The organism is Mesorhizobium sp. Cs1299R1N1 (genome assembly GCF_037179655.1).
In the GTDB taxonomy this organism is placed as follows: domain Bacteria; phylum Pseudomonadota; class Alphaproteobacteria; order Rhizobiales; family Rhizobiaceae; genus Mesorhizobium; species Mesorhizobium salmacidum.
The window spans coordinates 75,640-102,091 of the sequence record NZ_JAPYKR010000013.1 but is presented as its reverse complement, the minus strand read 5'-3'; the positions used below and the strand labels follow the sequence as shown (position 1 = coordinate 102,091).

Sequence of the window (26,452 nt, the reverse complement as noted above, 5' to 3'; positions counted from 1 at the left end):
GTCACCGGGGAGGACCTGCGATGAGACGTGTCGTCGTCACGGGCCTTGGCCTGGTTTCACCGTTCGGCATGGGCTTCGAGCACGGCTGGAAGGAACTGCTGACCGGCCGCAGCGCCGCCAAGCGCGTCACCGAGTTCGAGGTGGACGATCTTGCCTGCAAGATCGCCCACGTCATTCCGCGTGGCGACGGCTCCAACGGCACGCTCAATCCCGAAGCCATTCTTGAGCCGAAGGAACTTCGCAAGATCGGCGACTTCATCCTGTACGGGATCGCGGCCGCCGATGAAGCGCTGAAGGATTCCGGCTGGCAGCCTTCAACCGAGGAGGAGCGTTGCGCCACTGGTGTGCTGATCGGCTCCGGCATCGGCGGTCTTGAGGGCATCGCCGAAAACGCGATCATTCTCAAGGAACGCGGCCCTCGCCGCATCAGCCCGTTCTTCATTCCCGGAAATATCATTAATCTCGTGTCGGGCCAGGTTTCGATCCGGCACGGATTGAAAGGCCCCAACCACGCTGTGGTCACTGCTTGCTCGACTGGCGCGCACGCCATTGGTGACGCCGCCCGGCTGATCATCTTCGGCGATGCCGACATCATGCTGGCAGGTGGCGCCGAATCGCCGGTGACCCGGCTTTCGCTCGCCGGCTTCGCCGCTTGCCGGGCACTCTCGACCGAGCGCAACGATAGCCCGCAAACAGCCTCGCGGCCTTACGACCGGGACCGCGACGGCTTCGTCATGGGCGAAGGCGCCGGTGTCGTCGTGCTGGAAGAGCTCGAGCATGCCAAGGCGCGCGGAGCGAAGATCTATGCCGAGGTGACCGGCTACGGCCTGACCGGCGACGCCTATCACATCACCGCACCGGCCGAAGATGGCGACGGGGCCTTCCGTTGCATGACGGCGGCGCTGAACCGGGCAAAGCTTACGCCAGCCGATGTCGACTACATCAATGCGCACGGCACCTCGACCATGGCCGATACGATCGAACTCGGCGCTGTCGAGCGGTTGGTCGGCAATGCGGCGTCCAAGATTTCAATGTCGTCGACCAAGTCGTCGATCGGCCATTTGCTGGGAGCAGCCGGCGCGGCCGAAGCGATCTTTTCGATCCTCGCCATACGCGACAATATCGCACCGGCGACCATCAACCTCGACAATCCCGAACGCGAAACCGCGATCGACCTGGTGCCGAACAAGCCACGCCCGCGCCAGATCGACGTAGCCCTGTCCAATTCCTTCGGCTTCGGCGGCACCAACGCCTCGCTCGTCTTCCAGCGGTATAATGGCTGACGGTCCGGTTACCGGGCAATGCTTTGGAGTGCCGTCAATTTTGCCATATTCGCCTCTACTCTGCCGCAGGGGATTCGTTGAGAGATCGAACGGTAGGGCGAAATGAACACAAATCCGTCAGACAACGGAGAATTCGGGCAAAGGCCGGCGAATACCGGGCCGATCGTGCCGAAGACGGCCAGCGAGGCGCTGCGGCCGGAAGCCGGAACGCCGCCGCCTAAACGCTCGCGCGCTTCGCGCAGCCAGGTCGTCGTGTTCATGAACTTCGTCATCTCCTCGGTGATGCTGATGGTTCTGGCGGCGGGCGTGGCCCTCTATTTCGGCAAGCAGGAGTTTACCGAGCCCGGCCCTTCCGCCAATGGCGACACTTTCCTCGTCAAGCCCAACAGTGGCGTCCAGGATATCGCCGACCAGCTTGAGCGCCGCGGACTGATCAGCGACGCCCGCGTATTCCGCCTCGGCGTGCGTGCCTTCGGCAACGATTCCGCACTCAAGGCCGGAGAATACGAGATCAAGCCCAGGGCATCCATGCGCGACATCATGGAACTCCTGAAGAGCGGCAAGTCGGTGATGTACTCGCTGACTATTCCTGAAGGGCTGACGGTCGAGCAGGCCTTGCAGCGCATCGCCGACGAACCCGCCCTGAGCGGCGATATGCCGGGGAAGACGCCCCCCGAGGGCAGCCTTGCCACCGACACGCTGCGCTTCACGCGTGGCGCAACGCGTCAGCAGATGGTCGAAAAGCTGCTCGCCGATCAGAAGAAACTGGTCGATGAGGTGTGGCAGCGGCGCGCGCCGGATCTGCCCTTGGCCAACGTCGAGGACTTTGTCACCTTGGCCTCGATCGTCGAGAAGGAAACCGGCAAGGGCGATGAACGCTCACGGGTGGCTGCTGTCTTCCTGAACCGGTTGGCCAAGGGCATGCGCCTGCAGTCCGATCCGACCATCATCTATGGTCTGTTTGGCGGCAAGGGCAAGCCGGTGGACCGCCCGATCTACCAGTCCGACATCCAGAAGCAGACGCCTTACAACACCTATGTGATCAGCGGCCTGCCGCCGACGCCTATCGCCAATCCAGGCCGCGCGGCCCTCGAGGCCGTGGCCAATCCGTCGAAGACCGACGACCTCTATTTCGTCGCCGACGGCACGGGCGGCCACGTCTTTGCGTCGACCCTGAACGAGCACAATGAAAACGTCGCCCGCTATCGCGCGCTGCAGAAGAAGCAGGCCGATGAAGCAGCCAAGGCCGCCGCTGCCGCCGGTACCAGCGGCAGTGCCGACAAGCCTGCTGCCGACAAGCCTGCTGACGACAGCGACGGCACCGGTGGCGACAACGGCGATGCCGGCGGTGATGCGGGCGCGGTCCAGTAAGGTGAAGAAAGGCGTTGCCTGGAAGGCGGCGGCCTGACATTTGAAGGAACGCCGGGCGTCCGATTTCGACGCATTCGCGGTGTGGTCATTTTAAGCCGCGCTTGCCCCTCCGGAAAACCGTTTCGGGGTAAGGCGCCAGGGGTGTACAGGGCGACATGAATTTGCAGAGCATGACCGGTTTTGCGCGCGTCGTCGCCGAGCATGACGGCACCGCAATTGCCTGGGAAGTCAAATCCGTCAATGGCAAGAGCGTCGAGGTTCGCCTGCGGCTGCCTCAGGGATTCGAGCGGCTGGAGCCTGTGGTCAGGCAAACGCTGCAGAAGCGTTTCGCCCGCGGCAATTTCCAGGCGACGCTGACCATCGGCCGCGCCCCCAGCGCGCAGACGCAACCTGTCGTCAACGAGGCGTTTTTGAAAGATCTCGCCGGTCTGGCCAAGCGGCTGCAGGAACAGTTCGGCGTTGCGCCCGCGACGGCTGACGGATTGCTGTCGCTGCGTGGCGTGCTCGACGTTGCCGAAACCATCGAAACCGAAGAAGTGCGGGCCGCGCTCGATACCTCCATCATGGCCGCGCTGGACGTGGCGCTGAACGGCCTGGAACAGGCCAGGCAAGGCGAGGGCGCCGCGCTGGCCGTGCTTTTGTCCGGCCATATCGACACCATCGAGACACTGACCCTGCGCGCGGAAGCCGACCCGTCACGCGATACGGCGGCGATCCGCGAACGCATTGCCGAGCAGGTCCGGCTGCTGATGGACGCATCCGCCAATCTGGATGCAAGCCGGCTGCACATGGAGGCGGCGTTCCTTGCCACCAAGGCCGATATTCGCGAAGAGATCGACCGGCTGAAAACGCATGTCGCGTCTGGCCGGGCCTTGCTCGAGGGCGGCGGCGCCGTCGGCCGCAAGCTCGATTTTCTGGCACAGGAATTTAACCGCGAATCGAATACGCTGTGTTCGAAGTCGAATGCTGCCGCCGTCACCGCGATCGGGCTGGAACTGAAGGCGGTCGTCGACCAGTTTCGTGAACAAGTCCAGAATCTGGAGTAGCCGATGGTCGCCAAGGAACCGATGGTTCCCAGGGATATGGGGTCCCGGATCCGCCGCCGGGGGTTGATGCTCGTCCTGTCGTCGCCATCGGGTGCCGGCAAGTCGACGATCGCGCGCAATCTTCTGGAGAGCGATTCAAGCCTCGAACTGTCGGTCTCGGTCACCACAAGGCCACGCCGCGGCTCGGAAATCGAGGGCGTTCATTATCACTTCCGCACGATGCGCGAATTCGAGCGGCTGCGTGATTCCGACGCGCTCCTCGAATGGGCGGAAGTGCACGGCAATTGCTATGCGACACCGCGCGAGCCGGCCGAACTGGCGCTGGCGCAGGGCCGCGACATGCTGTTCGACATCGACTGGCAGGGCGCCCAGCAGCTCAAGGAGAAGATGCGTGCCGACATCGTGTCGATCTTCATCCTGCCTCCATCGATGAAAGAATTGAAGGCGCGGCTGAAGCGGCGCGCCGAGGACCAGGAAGCGGTGATCGAGACGCGGCTGAAGAACGCCCGCAACGAGATCGAGCACTGGAAGGAATATGACTTCGTCATCGTCAATGACGATCTCGACCGTGCCTTCGCCGAGGTTCGCGGCATCGTCGTGGCCGAGCGGCTGCGGCGCGACCGCCGGCCCGGTCTCTTCGACTTCGTGTCGGGATTGTTGGACGAAAAAACCGTCTGACTGGCGTCAGGGCGCCATGCCCTCGACCAGGATCAGATGTCGGCTGAGCGCGGCATCGCGCACCTCCAGCGCCGCCGCATATTCGGCGGATGCGTACCAGCGCCTTGCCCGCTCGATGTCGGGAAATTCGACGACGATCAGCGGACCAGGATGCCAATCACCCTCCAGCGTCTGCACTTGGCCGCCGCGCACCAGATAACGCCCGCCATACCGGGCGATCGAGGCCGCGGCGCGGGAGCGGTATGTCTGCAACGCCTCTTCGTCGCGGACCGTGACATCGGAAATGACATAGGCGGGCATTCCTGGTTCTCCGGCATGTTCGCCAGACTACCTATGCCTCGGTCATCACAATTCCAGACCTGCCGGCGCTAGACCGCATTGGTCAGCCGCACGAACTCCTCGACGCTGAGCGTTTCGGCGCGTCGCGTCGGGTCGATCCCCACTCGTTCGAGCAAGGCCTCGCCGCCGAGGCTTTTCACGCTCTGCCGCAGCATCTTTCGGCGTTGGCCGAAGGCGGCTTCCGTGACCCGGCCGAGTTTCTTCACATCGGCGGGCAGGGGCGTCGCGCGTGGTTCCAGATGCACCACCGAGGAGGTGACCTTGGGCGGTGGCGTGAAGGCTTGAGGCGGGACGTCGAAGGCGATCCTGGCCTGCGTGCGCCAGCCGGCGAGCACACCCAGCCTGCCATAGGCATCGCTGTCGGGTGCGGCGACGATGCGCTGCGCCACCTCACGCTGGAACATCAGCGTCATCGAGGCATAGAAGGGCGGCCAGTCCGCGACCGTCAGCCATCGGACCAGCAGTTCGGTGCCGATGTTGTAGGGCAGATTGGCCACGATCCGGACCGGAGCGTGGCCGGTCCCCGAGGCGAGGGCGGCGAAGTCGGTCTTCAGCGCGTCGCCCGAAATCACCTCCAGCCGACCGGGGTAATGAGCGGACACCTCGGCAAGCGCCGCCAGGCAGCGTTCGTCGCGCTCGATGGCGATGACCCGGCGGGCGCCGTTCGATAGCAGCGCCCTTGTCAGCCCTCCAGGCCCGGGCCCGACCTCGATCACCGTGGCATTCGTCAGGTCGCCGGCGCTGCGTGCGATCTTGCCGGTCAAATTGAGATCGAGCAGAAAGTTCTGGCCGAGCGCCTTTTTCGCGTGCAGCCCATGGCGCTCGATGACGTCACGCAGCGGCGGCAGCCCATCGATGCTCATGCGCGAAGACCGGAAGCGAAAGCGCTCATGCGGTGCCAGCCTTTGCGTCGACGTCAGCCAGTCTTCTGGCGAGCTTCAGCGCCGCGATCAGGCTGTCGGGTCGCGCCACGCCCTTGCCGGCGATGTCGAAGGCGGTGCCGTGGTCGGGCGAGGTGCGGATGAAGGGCAGGCCCAGCGTGACGTTGACCGCCTCGTCGAAGGCCAGCGCCTTGGCCGGGATCAATGCCTGGTCGTGATACATGCACAGTGCAGCGTCGTAGCCTGCCCGCGCCCGGGCATGGAACAGCGTGTCGGCGGGCAAGGGCCCGAAAGCATCGATGCCTTCAGCGCGCAGGATGTCGACCGCCGGGCGCACGATATGCTCGTCTTCCAGGCCCATGGAGCCGCCTTCGCCGGCATGCGGATTGAGGCCCGCAATGGCGAGCCGCGGCCTGGCGATGCCGAAGCGGCTGGCAAGGTCGGCCGCCGTGATGCGCGCGGTCGCGACGATCAATTCGGTGCTTAGGACCTTCGGCACCTCGGCCAGAGCGATGTGGATGGTGACGGGAACCGTGCGCAGGTCGGGGCCTGCCAGCATCATCACCGGCATCGCCTCGACGCCGCTGTGCCGAGCCGCCAGATGCGCCAGATATTCGGTGTGGCCGGGAAAACGGAAGCCGGCATCGTAGAGCGGTTTCTTGGCTATCGGGCAGGTCACCACGGCAGCGGCCTCGCCGGCAAGGCAGGCGGCGACCGCGCGGTCGATCGCTTCGATGGTGCCGGCTGCATTGGCCGGGTCGGGTCGCCCGGGGCTGTCGATGAAGCGCGCCGTCAGGGGAACGATCGGCAAGGCGCGGCCAAAGACCTCGATCGCCTGCACCGGCGTCACTTCCTCGACAGGCAGCGAGACGCCAAGGTGGCGTGCGCGCGATGCGACCACGGCCGGGTCGGCCAGCAGGTAGAAGGCGGGCAAGCCGACGGCGTTCCGCGCAAGGAAGGCGGCAATGGCGATTTCAGGGCCGATACCGGACGGATCGCCGACGCTCAACGCCAGCGCGGTCATCGTGCTGCTCACGTCAGCGCTTGACGATGCGGGCTTTCGCCTTCAGCTCGTCGACATATTTCTTGCTGAGATCGTCGGCGGCCTTGTCGTTGGAGCCTTCGCTCTGGAACACCATCTGGGCGGTCTTGTCGTCGGATACTTCGCGCGACGAGCAGATGCCGATGAATTCGACGCCGCGTTCAGTCTCGCGTGTGACGGTGGCGCCACCGACCTTGGTCGCCTTGATCTGCTCCGCCCAGTCCGGCGGCAGTTGCGGCGCCAGAATCCGTCCGAGGTCGCGAACGGTGACGTCGATCAGGCCTTTGGCGAACTCGCGCGTCGTGTTGCAGCCGTTGAAGCGGGCACGCATGGCGTCGGCCTCGCGCTTGCGTTTGGCCAGCGTCGCGCTGCGTTCGGCCGCTGGCACGACGAAGATGACCTGCTGCAGCATGTATTCCATGGCGCTCGGCTTGGCTCCGCCCTTGTCAAGCATGCGCCGCACCGCGTCCTGTTCGGTTACGCTACCACCTTCGCCGGAACGGTAACGTGCGCTCAGGGCCTGGCTCCATGCCATCTGGGCGCGAATGAACTCCTTGAAATGATCCTTGCCGACGCCGGATTTTTCCATGACGCCGTTGAGCTGGCCGAGCTGCATCTTGTTGTTGGTGGCAAAGCGCTGGTAGGCGGCCTCGACCTGGGCATCGCTGATACGGATGCCAAGCCGTCTGGCCTCGGCCGTGCGCAGCGTCTGGTCGATCATTTCCTGGGCAGCGTCGCCCTTCTTGCGCTGCAGCTTCAGGAAGGCGGCACGATGGGCGATATCACCAGTGGTGATTGCTATGTCGTTGACGACGTACTTGATCTCGCTGGCGAAAGCCGGCGGCGTCATCACTGTCATCGACACGGATGTCGCCGCCACGAGCAACGCGAACCCTGCTGAAAAGAGGTATTTCCTCATCGTTGGCATCCCAATTCTATCCCGGCTCCGCCCAATTCCGTCCCCTTCCGGATACGCGAATCCGTGCCAGCCCTATGCGGCGAAACGATGTCGCCGCTTATTGGATGGTGTCGACTGCGTTGGTCGACGAGCCGAAGTCGCCGAGGGTGCGGAACGACAGGTTGAATCCGATGCTCTGCGTCACTTCCCTGGTGTTCAGGTCACGCGACTGCGCGTACGTCATCAGGTAAGTGAAGCAGGAATCGTTGTAGGCGAAGCCCACCCCGTCCTTGACCAGCAGGCCTTCCTGCAAATCGTAGGTTCCTGTTCCGAACACGCGCCAGTTCTCGGCAAGATGCGTCGATGCGCCGAGCGTAACCTCATGACGGTCGGTCGTGAAACCATAGAGCGGCTGGGCCTGGATGAAGGCATACTTGGCGCTCAACGACACCGGCAGCCCGGAATAGGCGGCTTTGAACTCGGCGCGGCGGATCTCGAAGCTCTGTTCGTCGAAACGGCCGCTGACCGAGGCCGCGAATCCATTGGGGCTGGTTATGCCAAACAGGCCGACATAGTCTGACTTAGTGGTCTCGAGCCCCGAATTTGCACCGACATTGACCAGATCAGGTGCCGCGAAGGAGTTTTCGCCGCCGATCTGATAGGACTGGCCGAAGATCGCATTGGTGCCCCAGCCATTGATATAGGAGCCGGAATAGCGCAGCCCGACATTGGCACGCGAGCCGCCCTCGATGCGGTCGTAGCCGGAGAACTTGTCGCGTTCGAACAGCGTGGTCGCATCGAAAACCATGCTCTGCGCGTCTTCGTTCGGAATGGAGAGGCCGCCGACATACTGTTCGTTCGGGCGCAGGAACACCTGAGCCATCGGCTCGAAAACGTGGCTCGACCCGCTGGCCAGCGAGAACAACAGGGGCCAGCTCATCTCGAGCCCGGCGGTCGCCATGTAGCGGGCAAATGACGAGCGCATGTCGTCCTGCTCGCCCAGATTCGTCGCCATCTGGTTGATCGCGGTGAGCGAGGCCGATGACGCTCTGACATAGTCGACGTCGCCTTGCAGCGCCAGCAACGGTGTCAGCACCAACCCGTCATCGGTGACAAAGCTCCGTTTCCACTCGGCCTCGGCGGTAAGACGGCTGGACTCGCCTTCGATGCCGCGCACGCGCTGCGTACCTGACGGGGGGTAGTAAGGGGTGAAATATGTCTCGTCGAGATCTTCGCGGCGGATGACGCGCGTATTGACATTGAGCGACAACTGGCCGCCGGCGACCGACGCGTCGGGGATATAGGCATAGTCGAGCGAGGGCAGCACCCAGGGCTGCTGACCGCTTCGCGCCGCGACGTTGTCGTTGAGCGTGTTTTCCTGGACTTCGAAATGCATGGCGCGCACGTCGAAATAGTTACGGTCATTGAGACCGGTCAGATAGACCGACGACTGGTGGACGTATTCGTTGTACTTGCCGATGTTGTAGGTGTGCGAGAAATCCTTGTCGGTCTGCAACAGCACGTCCCAGCCGAAATTCCAGCGTTCGTTGATCGCGAACTGCCCCTGCGTGCCCATCATGCCGCGGAACTTGTTGGAATCGCCAGCCGCGCCCGAATCGATGTTGCGGCCGGCGCTGTCGATGAAGGCGTCCGGATTCTGCTGCTGGATCCCGGCGACCTTAAAAGTGTATTCGCCATTGTTGAAGCGCTGGCGCCATTCGGCTTCGCCGAGGAAGCCCTGCTTGGTGTAGCCGCTTCCGGTCACCGTCAGGTCATATGTCGGGGAAAGAGCGAAATAGTAGGGGACCTTGACGCTATACCCCAGATGGCTGTTGTAGCCGATGCTGGGGATCAGGAAGCCGCTCTTGCGCTTCACCGTCGGGTCGGCGATCTCGAATGCCGGCAGGTAGGCCAGCGGAAAGCCGAAGAACTCGAAATTCGCGTTCTCGAAGCGAACCGTCTTCTTCTCGCCGTTCCAGATGATCTTCCTGGCTTTGACACGCCATGTCGGCGCCTTGTCGGGCTTGTCCTCGCACGGTTCGCAGGCGGTGTAGACACCATTGTGGAAAGTGGTCAGCACGCCGCCCATGCGTTCGGCGCTTTCGGCGGCGAAATAGGCCTTGTCGACGGTTTCAACGCGCAGCGCGTTGACGAAGCCGTCTGCGAAATCGTCGGTGATGTCGATGTGCTGCGAATTGATCTTGGTGCCGTCGCTGTTGACGATCTCGACATTGCCGCTGGCAACCATCCGCTTGGTGTTGCGGTCGTACACAACCTTCTGGGCGACGAGGCGGTTGCCGCCATAGTCGATCTGCACGCCGCCGATGGCGGTCACTGTCTGGTTGTCGTTGTTATATTCCAGGGTGTCTGCCGCCAGCAGCATCTGCGAGCCGGACGGAACCGTGGTCGCCATGTTGCCGACATCCTGCGCGAACGCCGGCAGCGGGACGCCGCAGGCGACCAGGCACGCCAAGGCGCTCGCCGCATAAAGGCGCGCCAAACGGGCCTGCCTATCGCTGGGCAAAAACGCCTCCCTCACTAGCCGTCTTCCTTGTATAGCAGGAAAGTCACCCCGAAGAACATAGCTACCACGACCGGCACCCAGGCGGCTATGGCAGTCGGCACGAACCCCGCCACGCCGAACGCCTTCACCAGCACCGAAACGACATAAAGCAGAAACCCGGCAACGACGCCACCCAGAATCATCGTTGCCGACTGCCCCATTCGCGCAAATCGCATTGAAACTGTTGCCGCAATCAGCGTCATGGCGACGAGGAGGAATGGCAACGCCACCAGCGAATCAAACTGCATGGCAAAGGCATTTGCCTTGAGGCCGAAGGAACGGGCAACCTCGATTTTTCCGGGCAGGTCATAGAAGGGAATCGTCTCCGGGCGCGCCAGCCGCTCCTGCACGAATTCCGGCTTCAGATTGGTCGGCACACGATCGTTCGCGACGGGCTGGATGGAGCCGTTCCTGAAGATCTTCACATCCTGCAATTCCCAATAGCCGTCGCGCAGGTAAGCACGCGCCGCATCCTTGCGCTCGACGATATTGCCTTGCTGGTCGAGGATGAAAAAGACCGCGTCGGACATCTCCAGACCCTGGCCGAGGATGGCGCGCGCGCCGATGATCGTGTCGCCGGAACTGGTTTTCTGGCGGATCCAGGGAGCGGCATCGGCCGAAACCGTGTTGGATTTGCCGGAGCGCAGCTCGGTCTCGATCTGTTCGGACAAGGAGAAGGCGTGCGCGGCGAGCGGGTTGATGATCCCGACCGATACGGCGCCGAACAGCAGTGCGCCGATGCAGCATGGCAAAAGGAACTGCCAGGCGGAAACGCCCGCGGAGCGCGCGATGACGAGTTCGTAACGTCGGTTGAGCGACACCAGCGTCGCCATTGCCGAGAACAAGCCGACAAACGGCACCGTCTGCAGCATGATCATCGGCATGCGAAGGCCTGAAATGGCCATCGCCGTGCCATAGGTGAACCCCGGCAGGCCGGTGGTGCGGCCGGACAGTTCGGTGAAATCGATAAGGAATACCAGCGCCAGAAGGCCGAGGAAGAACCAGATCGTGATCGCCACGTAGCGGAAGAAGAAGTAACGGCCCAGCGTCCAGCCCATCAGCCGGCTCCTTGGCCTGAGGTGTCGCGCCTGGATAGACGCAACTTGAGGGCATTCCAGCCGTCGCCGATGCGGCTGGCCAGGTTTGTCATCCAGTCCGCCCAGGCAACCGGCAGTTCCATGGTCCGGTTCGACACGATGAACCAGATCGCCACGGCGGAAGCCACAATCGGCACGCCATAGACCACATAGGAATATTGCGGGACCTCGTCGGCCTTGCTCGCGGCGAAGAAACCCAGCCAGCGCACGAACAGCGATATCGCGATGGCCGTGATCAGCGGATTGACGCGCGCCTCGCGATGCGAACGCGCGTCTCCAGCGACCGCGAGCGCGATCAGGGCGAAAACCATGGAGTATGTCCATTCCGAAAACCGCTGGTCGACCTCGGCCCGGTACTCCTGCGGATTTTGCTGATAGTTCTTGTCGTTAGGGCTTGGATTGAGCAGGTACTGGGTCGTCTGGTCCTTTGGCAGGAGCGTCACCTGGTTGGCCGCCGACATGAAGGCCGACATGTCGAAGGCATAGGACGTGAACCGGATGACACTGAGGTCGCCCGTCAGCGTTTTGCGATGGATGACGCCGTCATTCATCATCAGCACCTTTTCGCCGCCGCGTTCGATGATGCTGCCGGTCTTCGCATAATAGACGAGATTGACGCCTTCCTCGCGCGAATCGGCGACGAAGATGCCACCCAGCCGGTTGTCGGGAAGCCGCTCGCCAATCTGCAGGAACAGTCCTTCCTCGATTTTCCGGAACGTGCCTTCCTGGATGATCAGCGACAAAAGGTCGGCGCGCGACTCCGCCACCAGGGCGCGGTTCTTCTGTCGTGCATAGGGGTCGATGCCGTTGTCCACGGCGAATGAAAAGACGCTGGCGGCCAGCGCCAGCAGCATGATCGGCCGCACGATGGTCCAGCGTGAGGCGCCCGATGCATTGACCACCGCGAGTTCCGAATCCGAATTCATCACACTGAGTGTCTGGGCGACAGCCACCACCAGCGCGAAAGGCACGACGATCGGAACGATGGAGGGGAGAATAAGAGACGCGACCTCGAAGAAGGTCAAGGCTGACTGACCGCTGTCGGTGACCAGGTTGATCTTGGCCAGTACCTGCGTCGTCCACACGATGGCCAGCGTCCAGACCAGTGCTGCCAGGAAGACCACGCAAGCGCGGCGCATGATGTAGCGTTCAACGACCTTCATGAAGGCTTTACTCGATTTTCTCGAACGGCATCATGCCACCACGCCAAAGGTAGCTGTCCGGCGACGCCCGCACAACTGGCTCCGTTGCGCTGCGTTGGGCACGCGAGCCGGTTCCCGTCCCACGTCGCGTGCCGCAGTAGGCCGGAGTGTCGGCGGCAATGGATAAGAAAGGACGAACATCGATGGTTAACAACAGGTTGCGGCATTAAGCGGGCCGTGCCGCGACGAATCGCCATCGATTCCATGTCTCATATGGGTAGCCATTTTGGCAAAGTCTTGCCAAATGCCGGAAAACGACCAAATGTCGCGGATCGCTTCAAACCGCTTCGCGCATCATCGCGCAATCCCCGAAAGCAGGACATGATGAACCCGAGACCATCGATCGCCTTTGCAAAATTCGTCGCGCCCCAGGCGGCGGCGAACAGAAAGGGCACGGTCTTCGTGCTGTCGGCGGATGATGGCTTGAGCGATGCGGCCAGGGCTTACGATCCGGGCAAGACGCTCGACCGGGCTTTCCCGGTCGCCGAGTTTACCGGCAAGTTCGCCGGCACTGTCGAAATCCTGGCGCCGGAAGCAACATCGCTCGACAGGTTGGTCGCGATCGGCGCCGGTAGGGTGTCGGGGCTCGATGAATATGCCTGGCTGAAGCTCGGCGGCACCATTGCGGCATCGCTGCGCAAGGCAACCGACGTGGCCGTGGTCCTCGACCTGGCCGGTGCCTCGCCCGATGGCAAGGACGCCGCAAACCTCGCAGCGGGCATTCTTTTGCGCGGCTATTCCTTCGACAAGTACAAGACCAGGAAGGATAAGGACGACGGCCAGGGGAGCGGCCAGGGGGGCGGCCAAGGGGGCGGCAAGGCCGATCCGAAAAAGCCGGTCAAGGTGACCATCCATACCGCCGACCCGGTGGGCGCCAAGAAAGCTTTCACCGATGCCGAGGCGGTGATCGACGGTGTGCTTCTGGCGCGCGATCTCGTCAACGAACCGGCAAACGTGCTGGGACCTGTCGAGTTCGCCGCCCGCGCCAAGGACCTCGAGGCGCTCGGCGTCAAGGTCGAGATCCTGACCGAGAAGGAGATGAAGAAGCTCGGCATGGGCTCGCTGCTGGGTGTCGCGCAAGGCTCGCCCCGAGGCGCCCGCATGGCGGTCATGCAATGGAACGGCGGCAAGGCCAAGGACAGCCCGGTCGCCTTCGTCGGCAAGGGCGTCACGTTCGACACCGGCGGCAATTCGATCAAGCCGGCCTCCGGCATGGAGGACATGAAAGGCGACATGGGCGGCGCTGCCGCCGTGACCGGGTTGATGCATGCGCTCGCCGCGCGCAAGGCCAGGGCCAATGTCGTCGGCATCATCGGTCTTGTCGAAAACGCCGTCGACGGTCATGCCCAGCGCCCGGGCGACATCGTCACCTCGATGTCGGGACAGACCATCGAGGTGCTCAACACCGACGCGGAGGGGCGCCTCGTCCTGGCCGACGCGCTGTGGTACTGCAACGACCGCTTCCAGCCGAAATTCATGGTCAACCTGGCGACGCTGACCGGCGCCATCATGGTTGCGCTCGGCCTGCATTATGCCGGCCTGTTCTCCAACAACGACGAACTGGCGCAAAGGCTGACCGCGGCCGGACAGTCAACGCAGGAACGGCTGTGGCGCATGCCGCTCGGCGCCGAATACGACAAGCTGATCGATTCCAAGAATGCCGACATGAAGAACATCGGTGGCCGCTACGGCGGCGCGATCATCGCCGCGCAGTTCCTGCAGCGCTTCGTCAAGGACACTCCCTGGGCGCATCTCGACATTGCCGGTACCGCGATGGGCTCGCCATTGAACGAGATCAACCAGTCGTGGGGTTCGGGTTTCGGCGTGCGGCTGCTGGACCGGCTGGTACGTGATCACTACGAGAGCTGACGTCGATCCATGGCCGATGTGCTGTTCTACCATCTGACCGAATCGACGCTGGAGGATACATTGCCCGGCCTGCTCGAGCGCAGCATCGATCGTGGCTGGCGCGCCGTGGTGCAGACCGGCACCGAGGAGCGGCGCGACGCGCTCGACCAGCATCTATGGACTTTCCGCGATGATTCCTTCCTGGCACACGCGACCGATCGCGAAGCTTACCCAGCTGAACAACCAATCCTGTTGACCACCGGCGACGGCAATCCCAACGAAGCCAGGATCAGGTTCCTGGTAGACGGCGCGGCGCCGCCCGATCTTGGCGGCTACGAGCGTGCGGTGTTCCTGTTCGATGGCCATGACGCGGCCCAGATCGAGATGGCCCGGGCGCATTGGAAGACGATGAAGGACGCGGGCCACGCCGTCACCTATTGGCAGCAGACCGCGGACCGCCGCTGGGAGCGCAAGGCGTGAGAGCAGCGCCTAAAGCCGAAACGCGGACCAGAGATGACCCGCGCACCGAGTCATCTCTGTAGTGCCATTGAGGCTTACTGCCCGCCCATTTCCTTCTTGCCGGCGGGCTTACTGCCCGCCCATTTCCTTCTTGCCGGCGGGCTTACTGCCCGCCCATTTCCTTCTTGAATGTATCGAAATCGACCTGCATGCCGTTGAAGATGGTGCTCCAGTGGCGTGTCAGCGCCGCCATCGCCACGGCTTCCTGGATCTCCTCGTCGGTTGCGCCGGCGCGCTTGGCGTCCTGCGTGTCCGACCAGATGCAGTAGGTGCAAGGAATCTGTGCCGCCACGGCCAGGGAGATCAACGATTTGACCTTGGGCGGCAGCGCCGTCTTGTCGCTGAGTTCGATGGCCTTGACCTCGGCCCAGGCGCCGGGCAGACCGGTTTTGGGAAACTGCTTCACAAAGCTCGGTACACCGCCCATGGTCGACTGTATGTCCTTGAGGGTTGCATCATAGTCGTCGGCGTGGGCCGGCGCGGTGCCGAGCGACAGCACGCAGGCTGCGGCGGCGAACAGGAACACATGCTGGGACGAAGACTGCACGGATTTGACGATGCGATGATACGACATGGTTTTCTCCTCTGGTCTTTGTTAGCCTTACGATGTAAGGTGACAGTGAAAATGAACCTTACACTGTAAGTTGTCAAGCGGCGCAATGGATCAATCAATCAAGAAAAAGAGAGCGCGCGGACGTCTGTCGCGCGAGATGATCGAGGACGCGGCTTTCGAGGTGATCGAGAGGGAAGGGCTTGCCGGCTTTTCGATGCGCAAGCTGGCGGCAGCACTTGGTTGCGAGGCGATGAGCATTTATCATCACTTCCCTTCGCAGGCGCATCTCTTTGAGGCGCTGGTCGACAGGCTGATTGGTCCGTTGAAGATGCCGGATCCGGATCTGCCATGGCGCCAGAGGATGCGCATGGTGGTATTGGATTATCGACGTATCGGCCGCGAGCATCCGGCCTTCGCGAGCTATTTTCTCAGCTACCGGATGAATTCGCCCATTTGCCTTGCCTATATCGACAACATCGTAGGCTTGTTCAATGACGGCGGCTTCGATCAGGAAATGGCCGCAAGGCTGTTCCGTGCGGTGGGGTACTATCTGTTGGGGGCGGTGCTCGACGAGACCGCCGGTTACTCAAAGGGCCCGTCGGCGGTCACAACGGTCGGCCGTGAGCAGCTTGAGCGCGATTTCCCCAACATCGCCACCGCGGGACGCTACTTTGGCACCGCTGAATTCGACAAAACCTTCGATCTTGGCCTGGAGATGCTTCTGGACGAGATGGAGCGGATCCGCACTGCTACCCTGGACAGGTCCGCGCAAGGCGGCAGCCATAGCGAGCAGAAGTAGAAATAGCCAAGGTTTTCGATGCGCTTTCTGTTTGTCCTGATCCTGCTCTCCGGCACCGGCATCGGTCTCATCTACCCCTGGGCGATGAGCAATTTCTCCGGTCGCGAAATCGGCACCTGGCGGGTCTATGAGCAAGGCCGGTTCAGGCCGTTGACGGTATCGCTCAAAGATCGCGATGCGCCGGTGCGGGTGCTGGTCGACCTGACCGCCAGGGCCGAGCGCATCGTTTCGCAGCAGCGCACGGTATTGACGCTGACCGCGGCCACCAATGGCCGCACTGTGCTTGCCTCGACGCTGCAGTTCAACCATGTGGACAATCCGCGCCAGGCCAGCCCGCAAATGCCCGACAAGATCTTTCGCGACGAGGCCGGCCTGATCGCCACCGTCAGCCCTGGCGCTTACCTCTTCACAGTCGGCCCGGGCGATGCCGAGGACATACCGATGCGAGCGGTCGACCTTGTCTTGCGCTCCGGCGTCGGCGAGATCGACGGCCGCGCGCGGCCGATAGGCTTCACGCTGATGGCGGTCGGCTTGATCGGCTTCCTGCTATCCCTGCGTTCTGGTGGCGGCCGGCCGGAAAATCCGAACTCGCAACCGCCGCCGCCACGCTGGGGCAGGGGTGCCACATGAACTACCGCCACGCCTACCATGCCGGCAATTTTGCCGATGTCGTCAAGCATGTCGTGCTGACGCGCCTGCTCGACTATCTGAAGCAGAAGGACAAGGCGTTTCGTGTCGTGGACACCCATGCCGGCATTGGCCGCTACGACCTGTCGTCACTCGAAGCGCAAAAGACCGGTGAGTGGCAGGGCGGCATCGGCAGGCTGATCGATGCCTCGGTCGAGGCGAAGGCGGCGGCGCTGCTGGCGCCCTATCTGGCGGCGGTGCGCTCGCTCAATCCCGAGGGCGGCGTGAAGAAATATCCGGGCTCGCCGCTGCTCGCGCGCAATCTCCTGCGCAAGCAGGACCGGTTGTCGGCGATCGAACTGCATCCGAAAGACGCCGCGAAGCTGAAGACGGAGTTCGCCGGCGATTTCCAGACAAAGGTGATGGAACTTGACGGCTGGCTTGCGCTCGGGGCGCACCTGCCGCCGAAGGAAAAGCGCGGCTTGGTACTCATCGATCCGCCCTTCGAGGAAGAAGGCGAGTTCGGCCGCCTCGTCGAGGGGCTGGTGAAGGCGCACAGGCGCTGGCCCAACGGCATCTACGCCCTGTGGTATCCGATCAAGAACCGCCAGGCGATCATCGCCTTCAGGAAAGCGCTGAAGCAATCCGGCATCCCGAAAATCCTCGACATAGAGTTCGAGATCAGGCCGGCCTCTTCGGAACCCAGCCTCGATGGCACCGGCATGGTGGTGGTCAATCCGCCCTTCATACTGGAAGCCGAACTGCGAACCCTATTGCCGGCACTGCACAAATTGCTCGCCGTGGAAAAGCCGGCGCATTGGTCGATGGCATGGCTGGCCGGCGAGCAGGCCCCGCCGCCGGTATAGCTGGATTTGATCGCCGCGCCCCGTGCGACCGCATGATCCGCCCGCAGGGAACTTCGCCGTTACCCGCGGGTTGCTGCTTACAGCAACTACCCGCGCCGGTTTCTGGAAACCATTGTTTCGGCAACCGCTTGACCGCCGTCGAGCGAATCCGCACAGTGCGCGCAATCGACCTTGAGAGGCTGCCATGACTCGCTTCGCCAAATCCGCACTTGCTGCCCTGATTTCGCTCTGCACGCCCCTTGCCGCGCCTCTCGGTATCACCCAGGCGGTCCATGCGGCTGACCTTGCCGTCTATTCCGAGGACGATGGCAGCGTCTGTGGGGAGACATGGGTACTGAGCAAGATCACGCATCGGTTCTCCTACCAGGTGCATCACGTGCCGCATCTGCCCGAGGTCGCCATCACCGATTTTCGCGACATTCGCCAACACCGCTATGAGCAGGCGAGCGAGGAATGGCCGATTGGCCGTCACTATTGCCGGGCAACCGTCAGCCTGTCGGATGGCCGGGACCGGTCGATCTTCTATCTGATCGAGGAAGGCCAGGGCTTTGCCTCGATCGGCGACAATGTCGAGTTCTGCGTCTCGGGCTTCGATCGCTGGATGGTCTATAACGGCCGTTGCCGCGTCCTGCGCTGAACGCGTCTCTTCCTTTCCAGTCTTTTTCGCGCCTGCGGCCTGAAGGGGTCGCGGGCGCTTTGATGTCCTGCGTTGACAGGTGACGCGTTCCGTTGCATTGTGATGAGACAGACCTGTCTCATCACCCGGTTAGCGCATGACACCGTCACCTGCCTCCGACAAACGCCAGCATGTCGTCGAAACGGCCTATGCGCTGTTCAAGCGCGCCGGCTTCCATGCCACCGGCATCGACCGGATCATCGCCGAGGCGGACGTGGCCAAGATGACGATGTATCGCCATTTCCCCAGCAAGGACGAGCTGATCGTCGAGGTGCTCGACTATCGCGCCAGGCGTTTTGACGATCAGCTCGACCAGCTCGCCAGGGAGGGCACCACGCCGGAGCAGAAAATCGCGAAGATCTTCGACTGGCATGGCCGCTGGTTCCGCAGACCGGATTTTCATGGTTGCCTGTTTGCCCATGCCTTGGCCGAGTTCGGCGATCCCCAGCATCCGGTGTTCAAGGCTGTCGCCAGGCAGAAGAATAGCCTCAGGCAGCGCCTGCAGTCGATCCTCGAGCAGGTGATGCCGCGCGGGCAGGCCGAGAGTGGGGCGACGACCCTGTTGATGCTGATCGAAGGTGCGACCCTGATGGCGCAGATGGGGCAGGGAGACACCGCCATCCGCGACGCCCACAAGGCCGCCTTGGACATCATTGCCGCCTCGCGCAGGCCGCAATGAGCCCGCTGGTCATCGGGCTCGCGCTGTGCGCGGCGATTCTGCACGCAAGCTGGAACGCCTTCCTGCGAACGGGTGCCGACAGATTGTGGACCGTCACCGTCATGAGTTTCTCCAGCACGGCGCTTGCCATTCCCCTTGCAATCTTCAATGGTTTTCCGGCGACGCCCGCCTGGCCCTATGTCGGGCTCTCGGCCTGCCTGCAGGTCGGCTACAGCGTGTTTCTGGTGGCCGCCTACAGATATGGCGAACTGGGACAGGTCTACCCGATTGTTCGCGGCAGCGTGCCCCTGCTCGTCACGCTCGGCGGGTTCCTGCTGGCCGGCCAGCATCTCACCGCTCTGGAGACCGTGGGCGTTGCCCTGGTCGGCGGCGGCATCATGGCTCTTTCGCTTGGGCGAGGAAGAGCCACCACGACATCGATCCTCTATGCGCTGGCAACGGGGGCAATCATCGCCGCCTATGCGATGGTCGACGCGATCGGCGTTCGTGCGGCGGGCAATGTCGGCGCCTACACCGCCTGGGTCCTGCTGGCCTATGGCGCACTGCTGCCGGCGACCTTCGTCGCCTGTCGCGGCAGGCTCGCTGTCGATGCGCGGGCACCGGAAACCTGGAAGGCGCTGGGCGGCGGCCTGTTCGCGCTTTTGGCCTATGGCGTGGTGGTGGCGGCCTTCGCGCTCGGGCCTGCCGGTCCGATCACCGCGATACGTGAGACCAGCGTCGTCTTCGCGGCTTTCATCGGCCGGTTGTTTCTCGGCGAGACGCTGACGCCCCGGCGAGTCGGCGCCTGCGCCGTCGTCGCGCTCGGCGCCATTTGTCTCGGCTATCAGCTGTGATGATAATGCCCCCTCGACACACGCGGCGATTCCGCCGCCATGGAAAAATTGTCGGGACGGGCGGCTCGCGGTATCATGAGACGGTGAACCGCTCAAAGACGTTCACTCGGCGCAGAGCTATTTTCTGCGCTGCGTTGCCTCTGCCTGATCGATGATCTTGCGAAGAAAGGCAATGTGACCGCGAAAGGCCCGCCGCCCGGCCGTCGTGGCTCTGATCCGTGTCTGCGGCCGACGTCCGACAAAGAGCTTTTCAATGTCGGCATAGCCAGCTCTGGCCAGCGTATCGAGATGTGCCCCGAGATTGCCGTCGGTGGTCTCGATCATGGCCTTCAACTGGGTGAACTCAAGCGCCTCGCGCCTTTCCAGCGTGTTCAGGACGGCCATGATCCTGAGCCGCGTACTCTGGTGGATAATGTCGTCTGCGCTCATCAATAAGCTCCAATGCGGCAAAGCCTCGGGCTGTCCCCGCTTGACCCGGCAATCTCTGCCAGCGGTGTGTCCCTTGCCTTTGCACGGCCGAAATCAAAGGCGCGATAACATCCCCTGACAGAATACTCTGCCATACAGAGTATTCTGTCAATCAGAAAACAGATGCTCGCAACATGTTTGACAAGGTGATCTTCAGATCGGGTGTCGCATCGCGCTCGTGATCCGCATGGACCGCTCGCTTGCAAAAGATGATCGCCTCGATGAGACGTCAAGTGATGATATTCACGACCGAAGATCATGCGTGAAGTTGCTCGCTGATCTTTGGAGCTTCATGGCGAACTCGCATCGGGAATGCCGGTGTCAAATTGCTGGCGACGCCGGAAGATCAACGGCGGATTTTTCCGGTGATGAGTGTGATTGTGTGTCGATCGCAACCAAAATTTAAGTTGAGAAAATCATACCATTGCTTCGCTGGCTAGCGAGACGCGAGTCAGATATGCATTGCGCGCCGGGGTCATTCACGGCCATCGGCATAACGTGAAGGGGCATGACATGGCTAAGCAGTCATCTAAAGCGCCGGCATCCAAGGCACCGGCAAAGAAAGCACCCGCAAAAGCAGTCGCGGCGAAGGCCGCAACGGCAGTGAAGAAAGCAGCGCCTGCCGCCAAGCCGAAGGCCGCGGCGGCCAAGGCACCGGCGAAGAAACCTGCGGCAGCGGCAAAAGCCGTCGCGAAGCCGGCAATGAAGAAGGCGGCGCCCGCGAAAGCCGCGGCGAAGCCGGCAGCGAAAGCGGCACCGGCCAAGAAGCCTGCGGCCAAGGCGGCGGCCAAGCCCGCAGCCAAACCCGCAGCGAAGAAGGCGGCTCCCGCGAAGGCCGCGGCAAAGCCGGCAGCGAAAGCGGCACCGGCCAAGAAGCCGGCGGCCAAGCCAGCTGCGAAAGCAGCCGCCGCAGCGACCAAGCCGGCGGTGAAGAAAGCCGCGGCGCCGAAGGCAAAGGCAGCGCCCGCGAAGGCGAAGGCTCCGGGCAAGAAGTAGACGGATCGTTGGGGCGTCGCGTGTCCTTCGGGATCCGGCAAGGACGCTCTGACGCTCTGGATCGGAGCATATTCGGCAACGGGTTCAGCCCTCGGGGCTGAGCGTCGGGAAGGGGCCGAGGGGCAAGCAAAGCGAGGCGCCGGTTGGCTGCCTCGCTCGCCCGACTCTCTTTCGCCCTCGCGGTGGTCGGCGAAGGTTCTCGGCGCGACGCTTTGGCGCCTGCGAAGTATGGGCTCCTGTGACGTGTGAACGCGGGGTTTAAACCCGGCGGCTTGCTGTCGTGGCCTGCTGATACTTCCTAGTGTGCCGGTTCAGGTTTGTCGTGATGCCAAGACGGAAACCGCGGCAGGTTTCTGGTCGTTGGTTTTTTGCACTCTGGCGATTGATCGCAAGAGTTTGTCCGGTCAACACTGGACGGTCGCAAACAGGAAACCGATCATGCCGAAGCTGCTCTACGCGTCCGCCTCTCCCTACAGCTCCAAGGTAAGGATGGCCGCGGCCTATGCCGGGATCGCTCTCGAGGAGGTGCCGGTCAGAACCGAGGACAGGCCCGCCGAACTGATCGGCGCCAATCCGCTCGGCAAGATCCCGGTGCTGGTGCTCGACGATGGCCGTCCGATTCACGACAGCCGCGCCATCACGCAGCACCTCAACCGGATTTCGAAGAACGCATTGTTTCCACGCAATCCCGACAAGCGTCTGGAAGCCGAAGTACTGGAGGCGCTGGCCGACGGTATCTGCGATTGCGCGCTGTCGATGGTCTATGAGCGCCGCACCCGCCCCGAAGAGATGGTCTATCAGCCCTGGCTCGACCGCCAGTGGGCGAAGATCACGGCGGCACTCGACCTGCTCAATGCCAATCCGCCAAAACTGCCGAAGAAGATCACGGCCGGTCAGTTGGCGTTGCGTGCCTGCCTCGGCTACCTCTCGCTGCGTTTCGCCGGCAAATGGGAAAAGGGCCGTGGCCGGTTGACCCGCTGGGCGGCGCGCTTCGACGAAAAATTCCCGGAGCTGAAGTCCGTGGTTCCGGCCTAATGCATGTCGCCCGGAAGTGTCCTCGGTTCCGGGACAACGACATGCATAAAATCAAAAGCTTACAGCAGGTCGGGCGAATCCTATCGCCGCGACATGCTGTAAGCGACCGGATATAAAAAAAGCCGGGCGCGAGGCCCGGCTTTTCGTGTCGTGGCTTGAACGACTTAGAACTTCATGCCGAGGCCAAAGGTGACGCGGTTGTCCGTCGCCTTGACCTTGCCAATACCACCTTCGAAGCTCTTGCTGCCGAAGTCGGTGTAGCGATATTCGACACGGCCGAACACGTTGTCGGTCAGCTTGATGTCGGTGCCGACGCCGGCGGTCCAGCCGAGCATGGTGGCGGTGTCGCTGGCGCCGAGAACGGTGTCTTCCACCTTCAGGCTTCTGCCGGCGAGGCCGCCGGTGCCATAAAGCAGGATTTCCGGGGTCACGGCGTAGCCGAGACGGGCACGCAGCGAGCCTTCGAAGCCGCCCTTGGAGTGGATGCCGTTGTCGTCACCCTTCACGCCGTTGTAGCCGAGTTCGGCTTCACCGCCGTACACGAAGTTCTCCTGCTGCCACTGATAGCCGCCGAAGACACTGCCGACAAAACCCTTGGTATCGGTCGAAACGCCGAAATCCTTTTCCTTGGTCTTGCCGCTGAAGCCGTAGCCCAGGTTGATACCGGCATAGGGGCCGGCCCACGAGGCGACCGGAAGTTCGGCAACCGGAGCGGGTGCCGGCGGCTCTTCCGAAACGACGTCCGCGGCATAAGCGGTACCGCTGAGGGCGAAGAGCCCGAGCGCAACAGCCAGCGGCCGTGCGAATTTAAAATTGGCTTGCATTGTTCTTTACTCCTTAAGCCACAGGACACAGGCTTGTTTCTCACGATCGCCATCGACCCGTCCGGGGGGTGAAACGGATCTGGCGTTCGTCGGTTCCAAATGTCGTGTCAAAATGCGGCTGAACCGAACCTGAACTTGGGTCATTCCCCGGCACGAATGAGGCAGAACCTTGACGTTGCATCTTCGCAACAGCGAAATGTCAGCAGCAAGTTCATGCTGCGCTGCACACCGCTTGGTGCAAGGAGTCCAGCGACCTATATTGCGATCCAATGGTTCCGAGTCCAAGAGGGCTCGGCATGCCGAACCGGGCACTTCGCCACAATGTTGCCCCAGGTGCGAACGCCGTTTAACGCATGCCGGGCCACATTTCGTCGGCATCGCGTTTCGGGCCGAAATTGAGGATTGACAGCAGATGAGCAAAGCCACTGCCGTGGCGCTGGTGACCGGTGGGGCGAAACGGATCGGCAAGGCGATCGTCGAGGACCTCGCTAGCCATGGTTTTGCGGTCGCCATCCATTCCAATCGCTCGCACGATGAGGCGGATGCGCTGGCCGCGGGGATTAACCGGTCGGGCGGCCGCGCCGCCGTGGTGGCGGCTGATCTGACCGACATGGATGCCGTCAGCGACCTCGTCGGCCAAGCGGAAGCAGCGCTGGGCCCAATTTCGCTGCTGGTCAACAATGCTTCGCTCTTCGTCGATGATTCCGTGGAAGATTTCGACTGGCACGCCTGGGACCGCCATTTTGCCATTCACGTAAAAACCCCGGCGCTGTTGGCGCAGAACTTCGCCCGTTCCCTGCCGGAAGGGCAGGAGGGGCTGATCGTCAACGTCATCGACCAGCGCGTCTGGAGGCCGACGCCGCGCTATTTTTCCTATGCGCTGTCGAAATCGGCATTGTGGACCCAGACGCAGATGCTGGCCCAGGCACTCGGACCCAGCATCCGCGTCAATGCGATAGGGCCGGGCCCGACGCTGAAGAACGTGCGCCAGGACGATTCGGATTTTGACGCGCAGGTCGCTGGCCTCATTCTGAGGCGCGGCCCGGAATTGCCGGAATTCGGCGCCACCATCCGCTATCTCTGGGAGACGCGCTCGGTCACCGGCCAGATGATCGCGCTCGATGGCGGCCAGCATCTTGCATGGCAGACGCCCGATGTGACAGGCATGGCGGAATGAGTCCTTTGGATCACAAGAACAAGGCGCGCGGCGGCGCTGATGATCTTCCTCCCGAAATCGACCTCGAGGACGAGGCGCTGGAGGAGATCGTCGAACCGGTTGGCCCGGATGTCGCCTTCACGGCCATCGACTGGACGCCGCATGCCGGCGACGCCGAAGGCATGGTCGGTGCCGAGGTGATCCAGACGCTGGTGAAGCGGCTGCCCAATGCGCCCGGCGTTTATCGGATGATGAACGCCGCCGGCGACGTGCTCTATGTCGGCAAGGCGCGCAGCCTGAAGAAGCGTGTCACCAATTACGCGCAAGGCAGATTCCACACCAACCGCATCGGCCGCATGGTGCGCGAGACGTCGACGATGGAGTTCGTCGTCACCCGCACCGAGATCGAGGCGCTGCTGCTCGAAGCCAATCTTATCAAGCGTTTGCGGCCGCGGTTCAATGTGCTGATGCGGGACGACAAGTCGTTTCCGTATATCCTTTTGACAGGCGACCATGTCTCGCCCGGCATTTACAAGCATCGCGGGGCACGCTCGCGCAAGGGGGACTATTTCGGCCCCTTTGCTTCTGCCGGCGCCGTCGGCCGTACCATCAATTCGCTGCAGCGCGCTTTCCTGCTCAGAAGCTGCACCAATTCCTTCTACGAGAACCGCACGCGGCCATGCCTGCTCTACCAGATAAAGCGCTGCGCCGGGCCGTGCACCGGCGAGATCTCGCATGAGGGTTATGCCGAGCTGGTCGCCGAAGCGAAGGACTTTTTGTCCGGCCGCAGCCAGAAGGTGAAGACCGAGATTTCGGCTGCCATGCAGCAGGCTTCGCAAGACCTCGATTTCGAGCGCGCCGCCATCTATCGCGACCGGCTGGCGGCCCTGTCGCACGTGCAGAGCCATCAGGGCATCAACCCGGCGACCGTCGACGAGGCCGATGTCTTCGCTATCCACCAGGAGGGCGGCCAGGTCTGCATCCAGGTGTTTTTCTTCCGCACCGGCCAGAACTGGGGCAACCGTGCCTATTTCCCCAAGGCCGATCCGGCGCTGGAGGGATCGGAAGTGCTGGGCTCGTTCCTGGCGCAATTCTACGACGACAAGCCGACACCGCGTGCCATTCTCCTGTCGCAGACCGTCGAGGACCAGGAACTGCTGGCCGAGGCGCTCTCGACGCGCGCCGGCCGCAAGGTGGCGATCTCCGTGCCGCAGCGCGGCGAGAAAAAGGATCTCACCGACAACGCCTTGCAGAATGCGCGTGAGGCGCTTGGTCGCCGGCTGGCCGAAACCTCGACGCAAGCGCGGCTGCTTGCCGGTTTCGCCGAGACCTTCGGCCTGACCAAGCCGCCCGTGCGCATCGAGGTTTACGACAACTCGCACATTATGGGCACCAACGCCGTCGGCGCCATGGTCGTCGCGGGGCCGGAAGGCTTTGTGAAGAACCAGTACAGAAAATTCAACATCCGCTCGACCGAGATCACGCCGGGCGACGATTTCGGCATGATGCGCGAGGTGATGGAGCGGCGCTTTTCACGGCTGCTCAAGGAACATGGCGACGTTGCTCCCGACGAGACTGCCTCGGCGGATTCAGGCGACGATATCGAAGACGATATCTCCGGAAGCTTCCCTGCCTGGCCCGATGTCATCCTGATCGATGGTGGCCAGGGCCAGATGACGGCGGTGCGCAAGATCCTGTCGGATCTCGGCATCGAGGACCGGGTCGTGGCCATCGGCATCGCCAAGGGACAGGACCGTGATGCAGGCCGCGAGCGCTTCTTCGTCAAGGGCAGGGACTCGTTTTCGCTCCCCGTGCGCGATCCCGTTCTCTATTTCGTCCAGCGGCTGCGCGACGAGGTCCACCGCTTCGCCATCGGTTCGCACCGGGCCCGCCGCAAGAAGGAAATGGTCAAGAGCCCGCTCGACGAAATCGCCGGCATCGGCCCCGGCCGCAAGCGCGCGCTTCTCTTGCATTTCGGCACCGCCAAGGCGGTCAGCCGTGCCGCAGTCGAGGATCTGAGGAAGGTCGACGGCATTTCCGAACAGGTGGCGAAACTGGTCTACAATCACTTCCACGAGAGCTGAAGAAAATCGTCACTTTCAGCTGGCCAGTCGAATCTGGCCTGTTGACCCCCTACATCCGCTTCTGATTTGAGTACGCAGGCAGAAAGAGT

The 26,452-nt window shown here is 62.7% G+C and carries 27 protein-coding genes; 16 read left to right on the top strand and 11 right to left on the bottom strand.

The genetic code is table 11. The annotated features are described in order from the left end of the window. The first annotated feature begins 20 nt into the window (after positions 1–20). Complete coding sequence (fabF, locus tag O7A70_RS26035) at positions 21–1,283, top strand: beta-ketoacyl-ACP synthase II (RefSeq protein WP_027144118.1); 1,263 nt, start codon at positions 21–23, stop codon at positions 1,281–1,283. An 8-nt stretch (positions 1,284–1,291) separates the two neighbouring features. On the opposite strand, the gene O7A70_RS26030 is transcribed toward fabF, so the two are convergent. Further along, positions 1,292–1,543, bottom strand: coding sequence for a hypothetical protein (locus tag O7A70_RS26030; protein WP_337142935.1), 252 nt, complete (start codon positions 1,541–1,543; stop codon positions 1,292–1,294). Here O7A70_RS26030 and mltG point away from each other — a divergent pair. The 3 genes from mltG to gmk all read left to right on the top strand — a co-directional run bounded on the left by mltG (position 1,542) and on the right by gmk (position 4,378). Then, positions 1,542–2,654 (top strand): endolytic transglycosylase MltG, encoded by a 1,113-nt coding sequence (mltG, locus tag O7A70_RS26025; protein WP_337142934.1) that lies wholly within the window; start codon positions 1,542–1,544, stop codon positions 2,652–2,654. The genes O7A70_RS26030 and mltG overlap by 2 nt on opposite strands. Positions 2,655–2,809: 155 nt before the next feature. Continuing rightward, positions 2,810–3,700: a YicC/YloC family endoribonuclease gene (locus O7A70_RS26020; protein WP_337142933.1), complete on the top strand. Its 891-nt coding sequence runs from the start codon at positions 2,810–2,812 to the stop codon at positions 3,698–3,700. Between the two features lie 21 nt (positions 3,701–3,721). Further along, positions 3,722–4,378: a guanylate kinase gene (gene gmk / locus O7A70_RS26015; RefSeq protein WP_140509905.1), complete on the top strand. Its 657-nt coding sequence runs from the start codon at positions 3,722–3,724 to the stop codon at positions 4,376–4,378. Between the two features lie 6 nt (positions 4,379–4,384). On the opposite strand, the gene O7A70_RS26010 is transcribed toward gmk, so the two are convergent. The 7 genes from O7A70_RS26010 to lptF all read right to left on the bottom strand — a co-directional run bounded on the left by O7A70_RS26010 (position 4,385) and on the right by lptF (position 12,361). Continuing rightward, entirely contained in the window at positions 4,385–4,678 is a 294-nt protein-coding gene (locus O7A70_RS26010; protein WP_337142932.1) for a DUF1330 domain-containing protein, read from the bottom strand. A 68-nt stretch (positions 4,679–4,746) separates the two neighbouring features. Beyond that, complete coding sequence (gene rsmA / locus O7A70_RS26005) at positions 4,747–5,580, bottom strand: 16S rRNA (adenine(1518)-N(6)/adenine(1519)-N(6))-dimethyltransferase RsmA (protein ID WP_337142931.1); 834 nt, start codon at positions 5,578–5,580, stop codon at positions 4,747–4,749. 25 nt (positions 5,581–5,605) lie between these two features. Then, a complete protein-coding gene (gene pdxA, locus O7A70_RS26000; protein ID WP_442921213.1) occupies positions 5,606–6,634 on the bottom strand; it encodes a 4-hydroxythreonine-4-phosphate dehydrogenase PdxA in 1,029 nt (342 codons plus the stop codon). A 1-nt stretch (position 6,635) separates the two neighbouring features. Beyond that, on the bottom strand, positions 6,636–7,568 hold the full coding sequence (locus O7A70_RS25995) for a peptidylprolyl isomerase (protein ID WP_337142930.1): 933 nt from the start codon (positions 7,566–7,568) through the stop codon (positions 6,636–6,638). An 88-nt stretch (positions 7,569–7,656) separates the two neighbouring features. Beyond that, positions 7,657–10,077 carry an LPS-assembly protein LptD gene (locus O7A70_RS25990; protein ID WP_337142929.1) on the bottom strand — a complete coding sequence of 807 codons (2,421 nt, stop codon included), beginning with the start codon at positions 10,075–10,077 and terminating at the stop codon, positions 7,657–7,659. Beyond that, positions 10,077–11,162: an LPS export ABC transporter permease LptG gene (lptG, locus tag O7A70_RS25985; protein ID WP_337143007.1), complete on the bottom strand. Its 1,086-nt coding sequence runs from the start codon at positions 11,160–11,162 to the stop codon at positions 10,077–10,079. Before lptG ends, O7A70_RS25990 begins: the two co-directional genes overlap by 1 nt. Continuing rightward, a complete protein-coding gene (gene lptF / locus O7A70_RS25980) occupies positions 11,159–12,361 on the bottom strand; it encodes an LPS export ABC transporter permease LptF (protein WP_337108025.1) in 1,203 nt (400 codons plus the stop codon). Before lptF ends, lptG begins: the two co-directional genes overlap by 4 nt. A gap of 363 nt (positions 12,362–12,724) precedes the next feature. Here lptF and O7A70_RS25975 point away from each other — a divergent pair, with 363 nt between their 5' ends. Both O7A70_RS25975 and O7A70_RS25970 read left to right on the top strand, forming a co-directional pair. Continuing rightward, entirely contained in the window at positions 12,725–14,269 is a 1,545-nt protein-coding gene (locus O7A70_RS25975) for a leucyl aminopeptidase (RefSeq protein ID WP_337142928.1), read from the top strand. Positions 14,270–14,278: 9 nt separating this feature from the next. Beyond that, the gene (locus O7A70_RS25970) at positions 14,279–14,728 is read left to right on the top strand and encodes a DNA polymerase III subunit chi (protein ID WP_337142927.1); all 450 of its coding nucleotides are present in this window, start codon (positions 14,279–14,281) and stop codon (positions 14,726–14,728) included. A 142-nt stretch (positions 14,729–14,870) separates the two neighbouring features. On the opposite strand, the gene O7A70_RS25965 is transcribed toward O7A70_RS25970, so the two are convergent. Beyond that, positions 14,871–15,341, bottom strand: coding sequence for a carboxymuconolactone decarboxylase family protein (locus O7A70_RS25965; protein WP_337142926.1), 471 nt, complete (start codon positions 15,339–15,341; stop codon positions 14,871–14,873). Positions 15,342–15,477: 136 nt separating this feature from the next. Between O7A70_RS25965 and O7A70_RS25960 the strand changes: the two genes are divergently transcribed. The 6 genes from O7A70_RS25960 (at position 15,478) to O7A70_RS25935 (ending at position 19,800) form a co-directional block, all read left to right on the top strand. Beyond that, positions 15,478–16,119: a TetR/AcrR family transcriptional regulator gene (locus O7A70_RS25960; RefSeq protein ID WP_337142925.1), complete on the top strand. Its 642-nt coding sequence runs from the start codon at positions 15,478–15,480 to the stop codon at positions 16,117–16,119. Positions 16,120–16,137: 18 nt separating this feature from the next. Then, positions 16,138–16,749 carry a hypothetical protein gene (locus tag O7A70_RS25955; protein WP_337142924.1) on the top strand — a complete coding sequence of 204 codons (612 nt, stop codon included), beginning with the start codon at positions 16,138–16,140 and terminating at the stop codon, positions 16,747–16,749. Next, positions 16,746–17,612 (top strand): 23S rRNA (adenine(2030)-N(6))-methyltransferase RlmJ, encoded by an 867-nt coding sequence (locus tag O7A70_RS25950; RefSeq protein WP_337142923.1) that lies wholly within the window; start codon positions 16,746–16,748, stop codon positions 17,610–17,612. Before O7A70_RS25955 ends, O7A70_RS25950 begins: the two co-directional genes overlap by 4 nt. Before the next feature lie 184 nt (positions 17,613–17,796). Further along, positions 17,797–18,249, top strand: coding sequence for a hypothetical protein (locus O7A70_RS25945; RefSeq protein WP_027144529.1), 453 nt, complete (start codon positions 17,797–17,799; stop codon positions 18,247–18,249). Between the two features lie 136 nt (positions 18,250–18,385). Further along, the gene (locus O7A70_RS25940) at positions 18,386–18,967 is read left to right on the top strand and encodes a TetR/AcrR family transcriptional regulator (RefSeq protein WP_337142922.1); all 582 of its coding nucleotides are present in this window, start codon (positions 18,386–18,388) and stop codon (positions 18,965–18,967) included. Next, positions 18,964–19,800, top strand: a complete 837-nt coding sequence (locus O7A70_RS25935; RefSeq protein WP_337142921.1) for a DMT family transporter — start codon at positions 18,964–18,966, stop codon at positions 19,798–19,800. The genes O7A70_RS25940 and O7A70_RS25935 overlap by 4 nt, the downstream gene beginning before the upstream one ends. A gap of 117 nt (positions 19,801–19,917) precedes the next feature. Here O7A70_RS25935 and O7A70_RS25930 read toward each other — a convergent pair whose 3' ends face one another. Beyond that, a complete protein-coding gene (locus tag O7A70_RS25930; RefSeq protein WP_027144526.1) occupies positions 19,918–20,229 on the bottom strand; it encodes a transcriptional regulator in 312 nt (103 codons plus the stop codon). Between the two features lie 552 nt (positions 20,230–20,781). On the opposite strand from O7A70_RS25930, the gene O7A70_RS25925 reads away from it, so the two are divergent. Continuing rightward, positions 20,782–21,264: a hypothetical protein gene (locus tag O7A70_RS25925; protein ID WP_337142920.1), complete on the top strand. Its 483-nt coding sequence runs from the start codon at positions 20,782–20,784 to the stop codon at positions 21,262–21,264. A 438-nt stretch (positions 21,265–21,702) separates the two neighbouring features. Continuing rightward, the gene (locus O7A70_RS25920; protein ID WP_337142919.1) at positions 21,703–22,299 is read left to right on the top strand and encodes a glutathione S-transferase family protein; all 597 of its coding nucleotides are present in this window, start codon (positions 21,703–21,705) and stop codon (positions 22,297–22,299) included. A gap of 164 nt (positions 22,300–22,463) precedes the next feature. Here O7A70_RS25920 and O7A70_RS25915 read toward each other — a convergent pair whose 3' ends face one another. Then, complete coding sequence (locus tag O7A70_RS25915) at positions 22,464–23,123, bottom strand: outer membrane protein (protein WP_337142918.1); 660 nt, start codon at positions 23,121–23,123, stop codon at positions 22,464–22,466. Between the two features lie 412 nt (positions 23,124–23,535). Here O7A70_RS25915 and O7A70_RS25910 point away from each other — a divergent pair, with 412 nt between their 5' ends. Together O7A70_RS25910 and uvrC are read left to right on the top strand one after the other, a co-directional pair. Continuing rightward, positions 23,536–24,300 carry an SDR family oxidoreductase gene (locus O7A70_RS25910; RefSeq protein ID WP_337142917.1) on the top strand — a complete coding sequence of 255 codons (765 nt, stop codon included), beginning with the start codon at positions 23,536–23,538 and terminating at the stop codon, positions 24,298–24,300. Beyond that, complete coding sequence (gene uvrC, locus O7A70_RS25905; RefSeq protein WP_337142916.1) at positions 24,297–26,363, top strand: excinuclease ABC subunit UvrC; 2,067 nt, start codon at positions 24,297–24,299, stop codon at positions 26,361–26,363. The genes O7A70_RS25910 and uvrC overlap by 4 nt, the downstream gene beginning before the upstream one ends. Positions 26,364–26,452 lie beyond the last annotated feature (89 nt).

What these genes read in the sequence shown, in the direction of transcription:
- fabF (WP_027144118.1), top strand. Translation starts at nt 21, where the DNA reads ATGAGACGTGTCGTCGTCACGGGCCTTGGCCTGGTTTCACCGTTCGGC.
- mltG (WP_337142934.1), top strand. Translation starts at nt 1,542, where the DNA reads ATGAACTTCGTCATCTCCTCGGTGATGCTGATGGTTCTGGCGGCGGGC.
- O7A70_RS26030 (WP_337142935.1), bottom strand. Translation starts at nt 1,543, where the DNA reads ATGAACACGACGACCTGGCTGCGCGAAGCGCGCGAGCGTTTAGGCGGC.
- O7A70_RS26020 (WP_337142933.1), top strand. Translation starts at nt 2,810, where the DNA reads ATGAATTTGCAGAGCATGACCGGTTTTGCGCGCGTCGTCGCCGAGCAT.
- gmk (WP_140509905.1), top strand. Translation starts at nt 3,722, where the DNA reads ATGGTTCCCAGGGATATGGGGTCCCGGATCCGCCGCCGGGGGTTGATG.
- O7A70_RS26010 (WP_337142932.1), bottom strand. Translation starts at nt 4,678, where the DNA reads ATGCCCGCCTATGTCATTTCCGATGTCACGGTCCGCGACGAAGAGGCG.
- rsmA (WP_337142931.1), bottom strand. Translation starts at nt 5,580, where the DNA reads ATGAGCATCGATGGGCTGCCGCCGCTGCGTGACGTCATCGAGCGCCAT.
- O7A70_RS25995 (WP_337142930.1), bottom strand. Translation starts at nt 7,568, where the DNA reads ATGCCAACGATGAGGAAATACCTCTTTTCAGCAGGGTTCGCGTTGCTC.
- lptF (WP_337108025.1), bottom strand. Translation starts at nt 12,361, where the DNA reads ATGAAGGTCGTTGAACGCTACATCATGCGCCGCGCTTGCGTGGTCTTC.
- O7A70_RS25975 (WP_337142928.1), top strand. Translation starts at nt 12,725, where the DNA reads ATGAACCCGAGACCATCGATCGCCTTTGCAAAATTCGTCGCGCCCCAG.
- O7A70_RS25970 (WP_337142927.1), top strand. Translation starts at nt 14,279, where the DNA reads ATGGCCGATGTGCTGTTCTACCATCTGACCGAATCGACGCTGGAGGAT.
- O7A70_RS25965 (WP_337142926.1), bottom strand. Translation starts at nt 15,341, where the DNA reads ATGTCGTATCATCGCATCGTCAAATCCGTGCAGTCTTCGTCCCAGCAT.
- O7A70_RS25960 (WP_337142925.1), top strand. Translation starts at nt 15,478, where the DNA reads ATGATCGAGGACGCGGCTTTCGAGGTGATCGAGAGGGAAGGGCTTGCC.
- O7A70_RS25955 (WP_337142924.1), top strand. Translation starts at nt 16,138, where the DNA reads ATGCGCTTTCTGTTTGTCCTGATCCTGCTCTCCGGCACCGGCATCGGT.
- O7A70_RS25950 (WP_337142923.1), top strand. Translation starts at nt 16,746, where the DNA reads ATGAACTACCGCCACGCCTACCATGCCGGCAATTTTGCCGATGTCGTC.
- O7A70_RS25945 (WP_027144529.1), top strand. Translation starts at nt 17,797, where the DNA reads ATGACTCGCTTCGCCAAATCCGCACTTGCTGCCCTGATTTCGCTCTGC.
- O7A70_RS25940 (WP_337142922.1), top strand. Translation starts at nt 18,386, where the DNA reads ATGACACCGTCACCTGCCTCCGACAAACGCCAGCATGTCGTCGAAACG.
- O7A70_RS25935 (WP_337142921.1), top strand. Translation starts at nt 18,964, where the DNA reads ATGAGCCCGCTGGTCATCGGGCTCGCGCTGTGCGCGGCGATTCTGCAC.
- O7A70_RS25930 (WP_027144526.1), bottom strand. Translation starts at nt 20,229, where the DNA reads ATGAGCGCAGACGACATTATCCACCAGAGTACGCGGCTCAGGATCATG.
- O7A70_RS25925 (WP_337142920.1), top strand. Translation starts at nt 20,782, where the DNA reads ATGGCTAAGCAGTCATCTAAAGCGCCGGCATCCAAGGCACCGGCAAAG.
- O7A70_RS25920 (WP_337142919.1), top strand. Translation starts at nt 21,703, where the DNA reads ATGCCGAAGCTGCTCTACGCGTCCGCCTCTCCCTACAGCTCCAAGGTA.
- O7A70_RS25915 (WP_337142918.1), bottom strand. Translation starts at nt 23,123, where the DNA reads ATGCAAGCCAATTTTAAATTCGCACGGCCGCTGGCTGTTGCGCTCGGG.
- O7A70_RS25910 (WP_337142917.1), top strand. Translation starts at nt 23,536, where the DNA reads ATGAGCAAAGCCACTGCCGTGGCGCTGGTGACCGGTGGGGCGAAACGG.
- uvrC (WP_337142916.1), top strand. Translation starts at nt 24,297, where the DNA reads ATGAGTCCTTTGGATCACAAGAACAAGGCGCGCGGCGGCGCTGATGAT.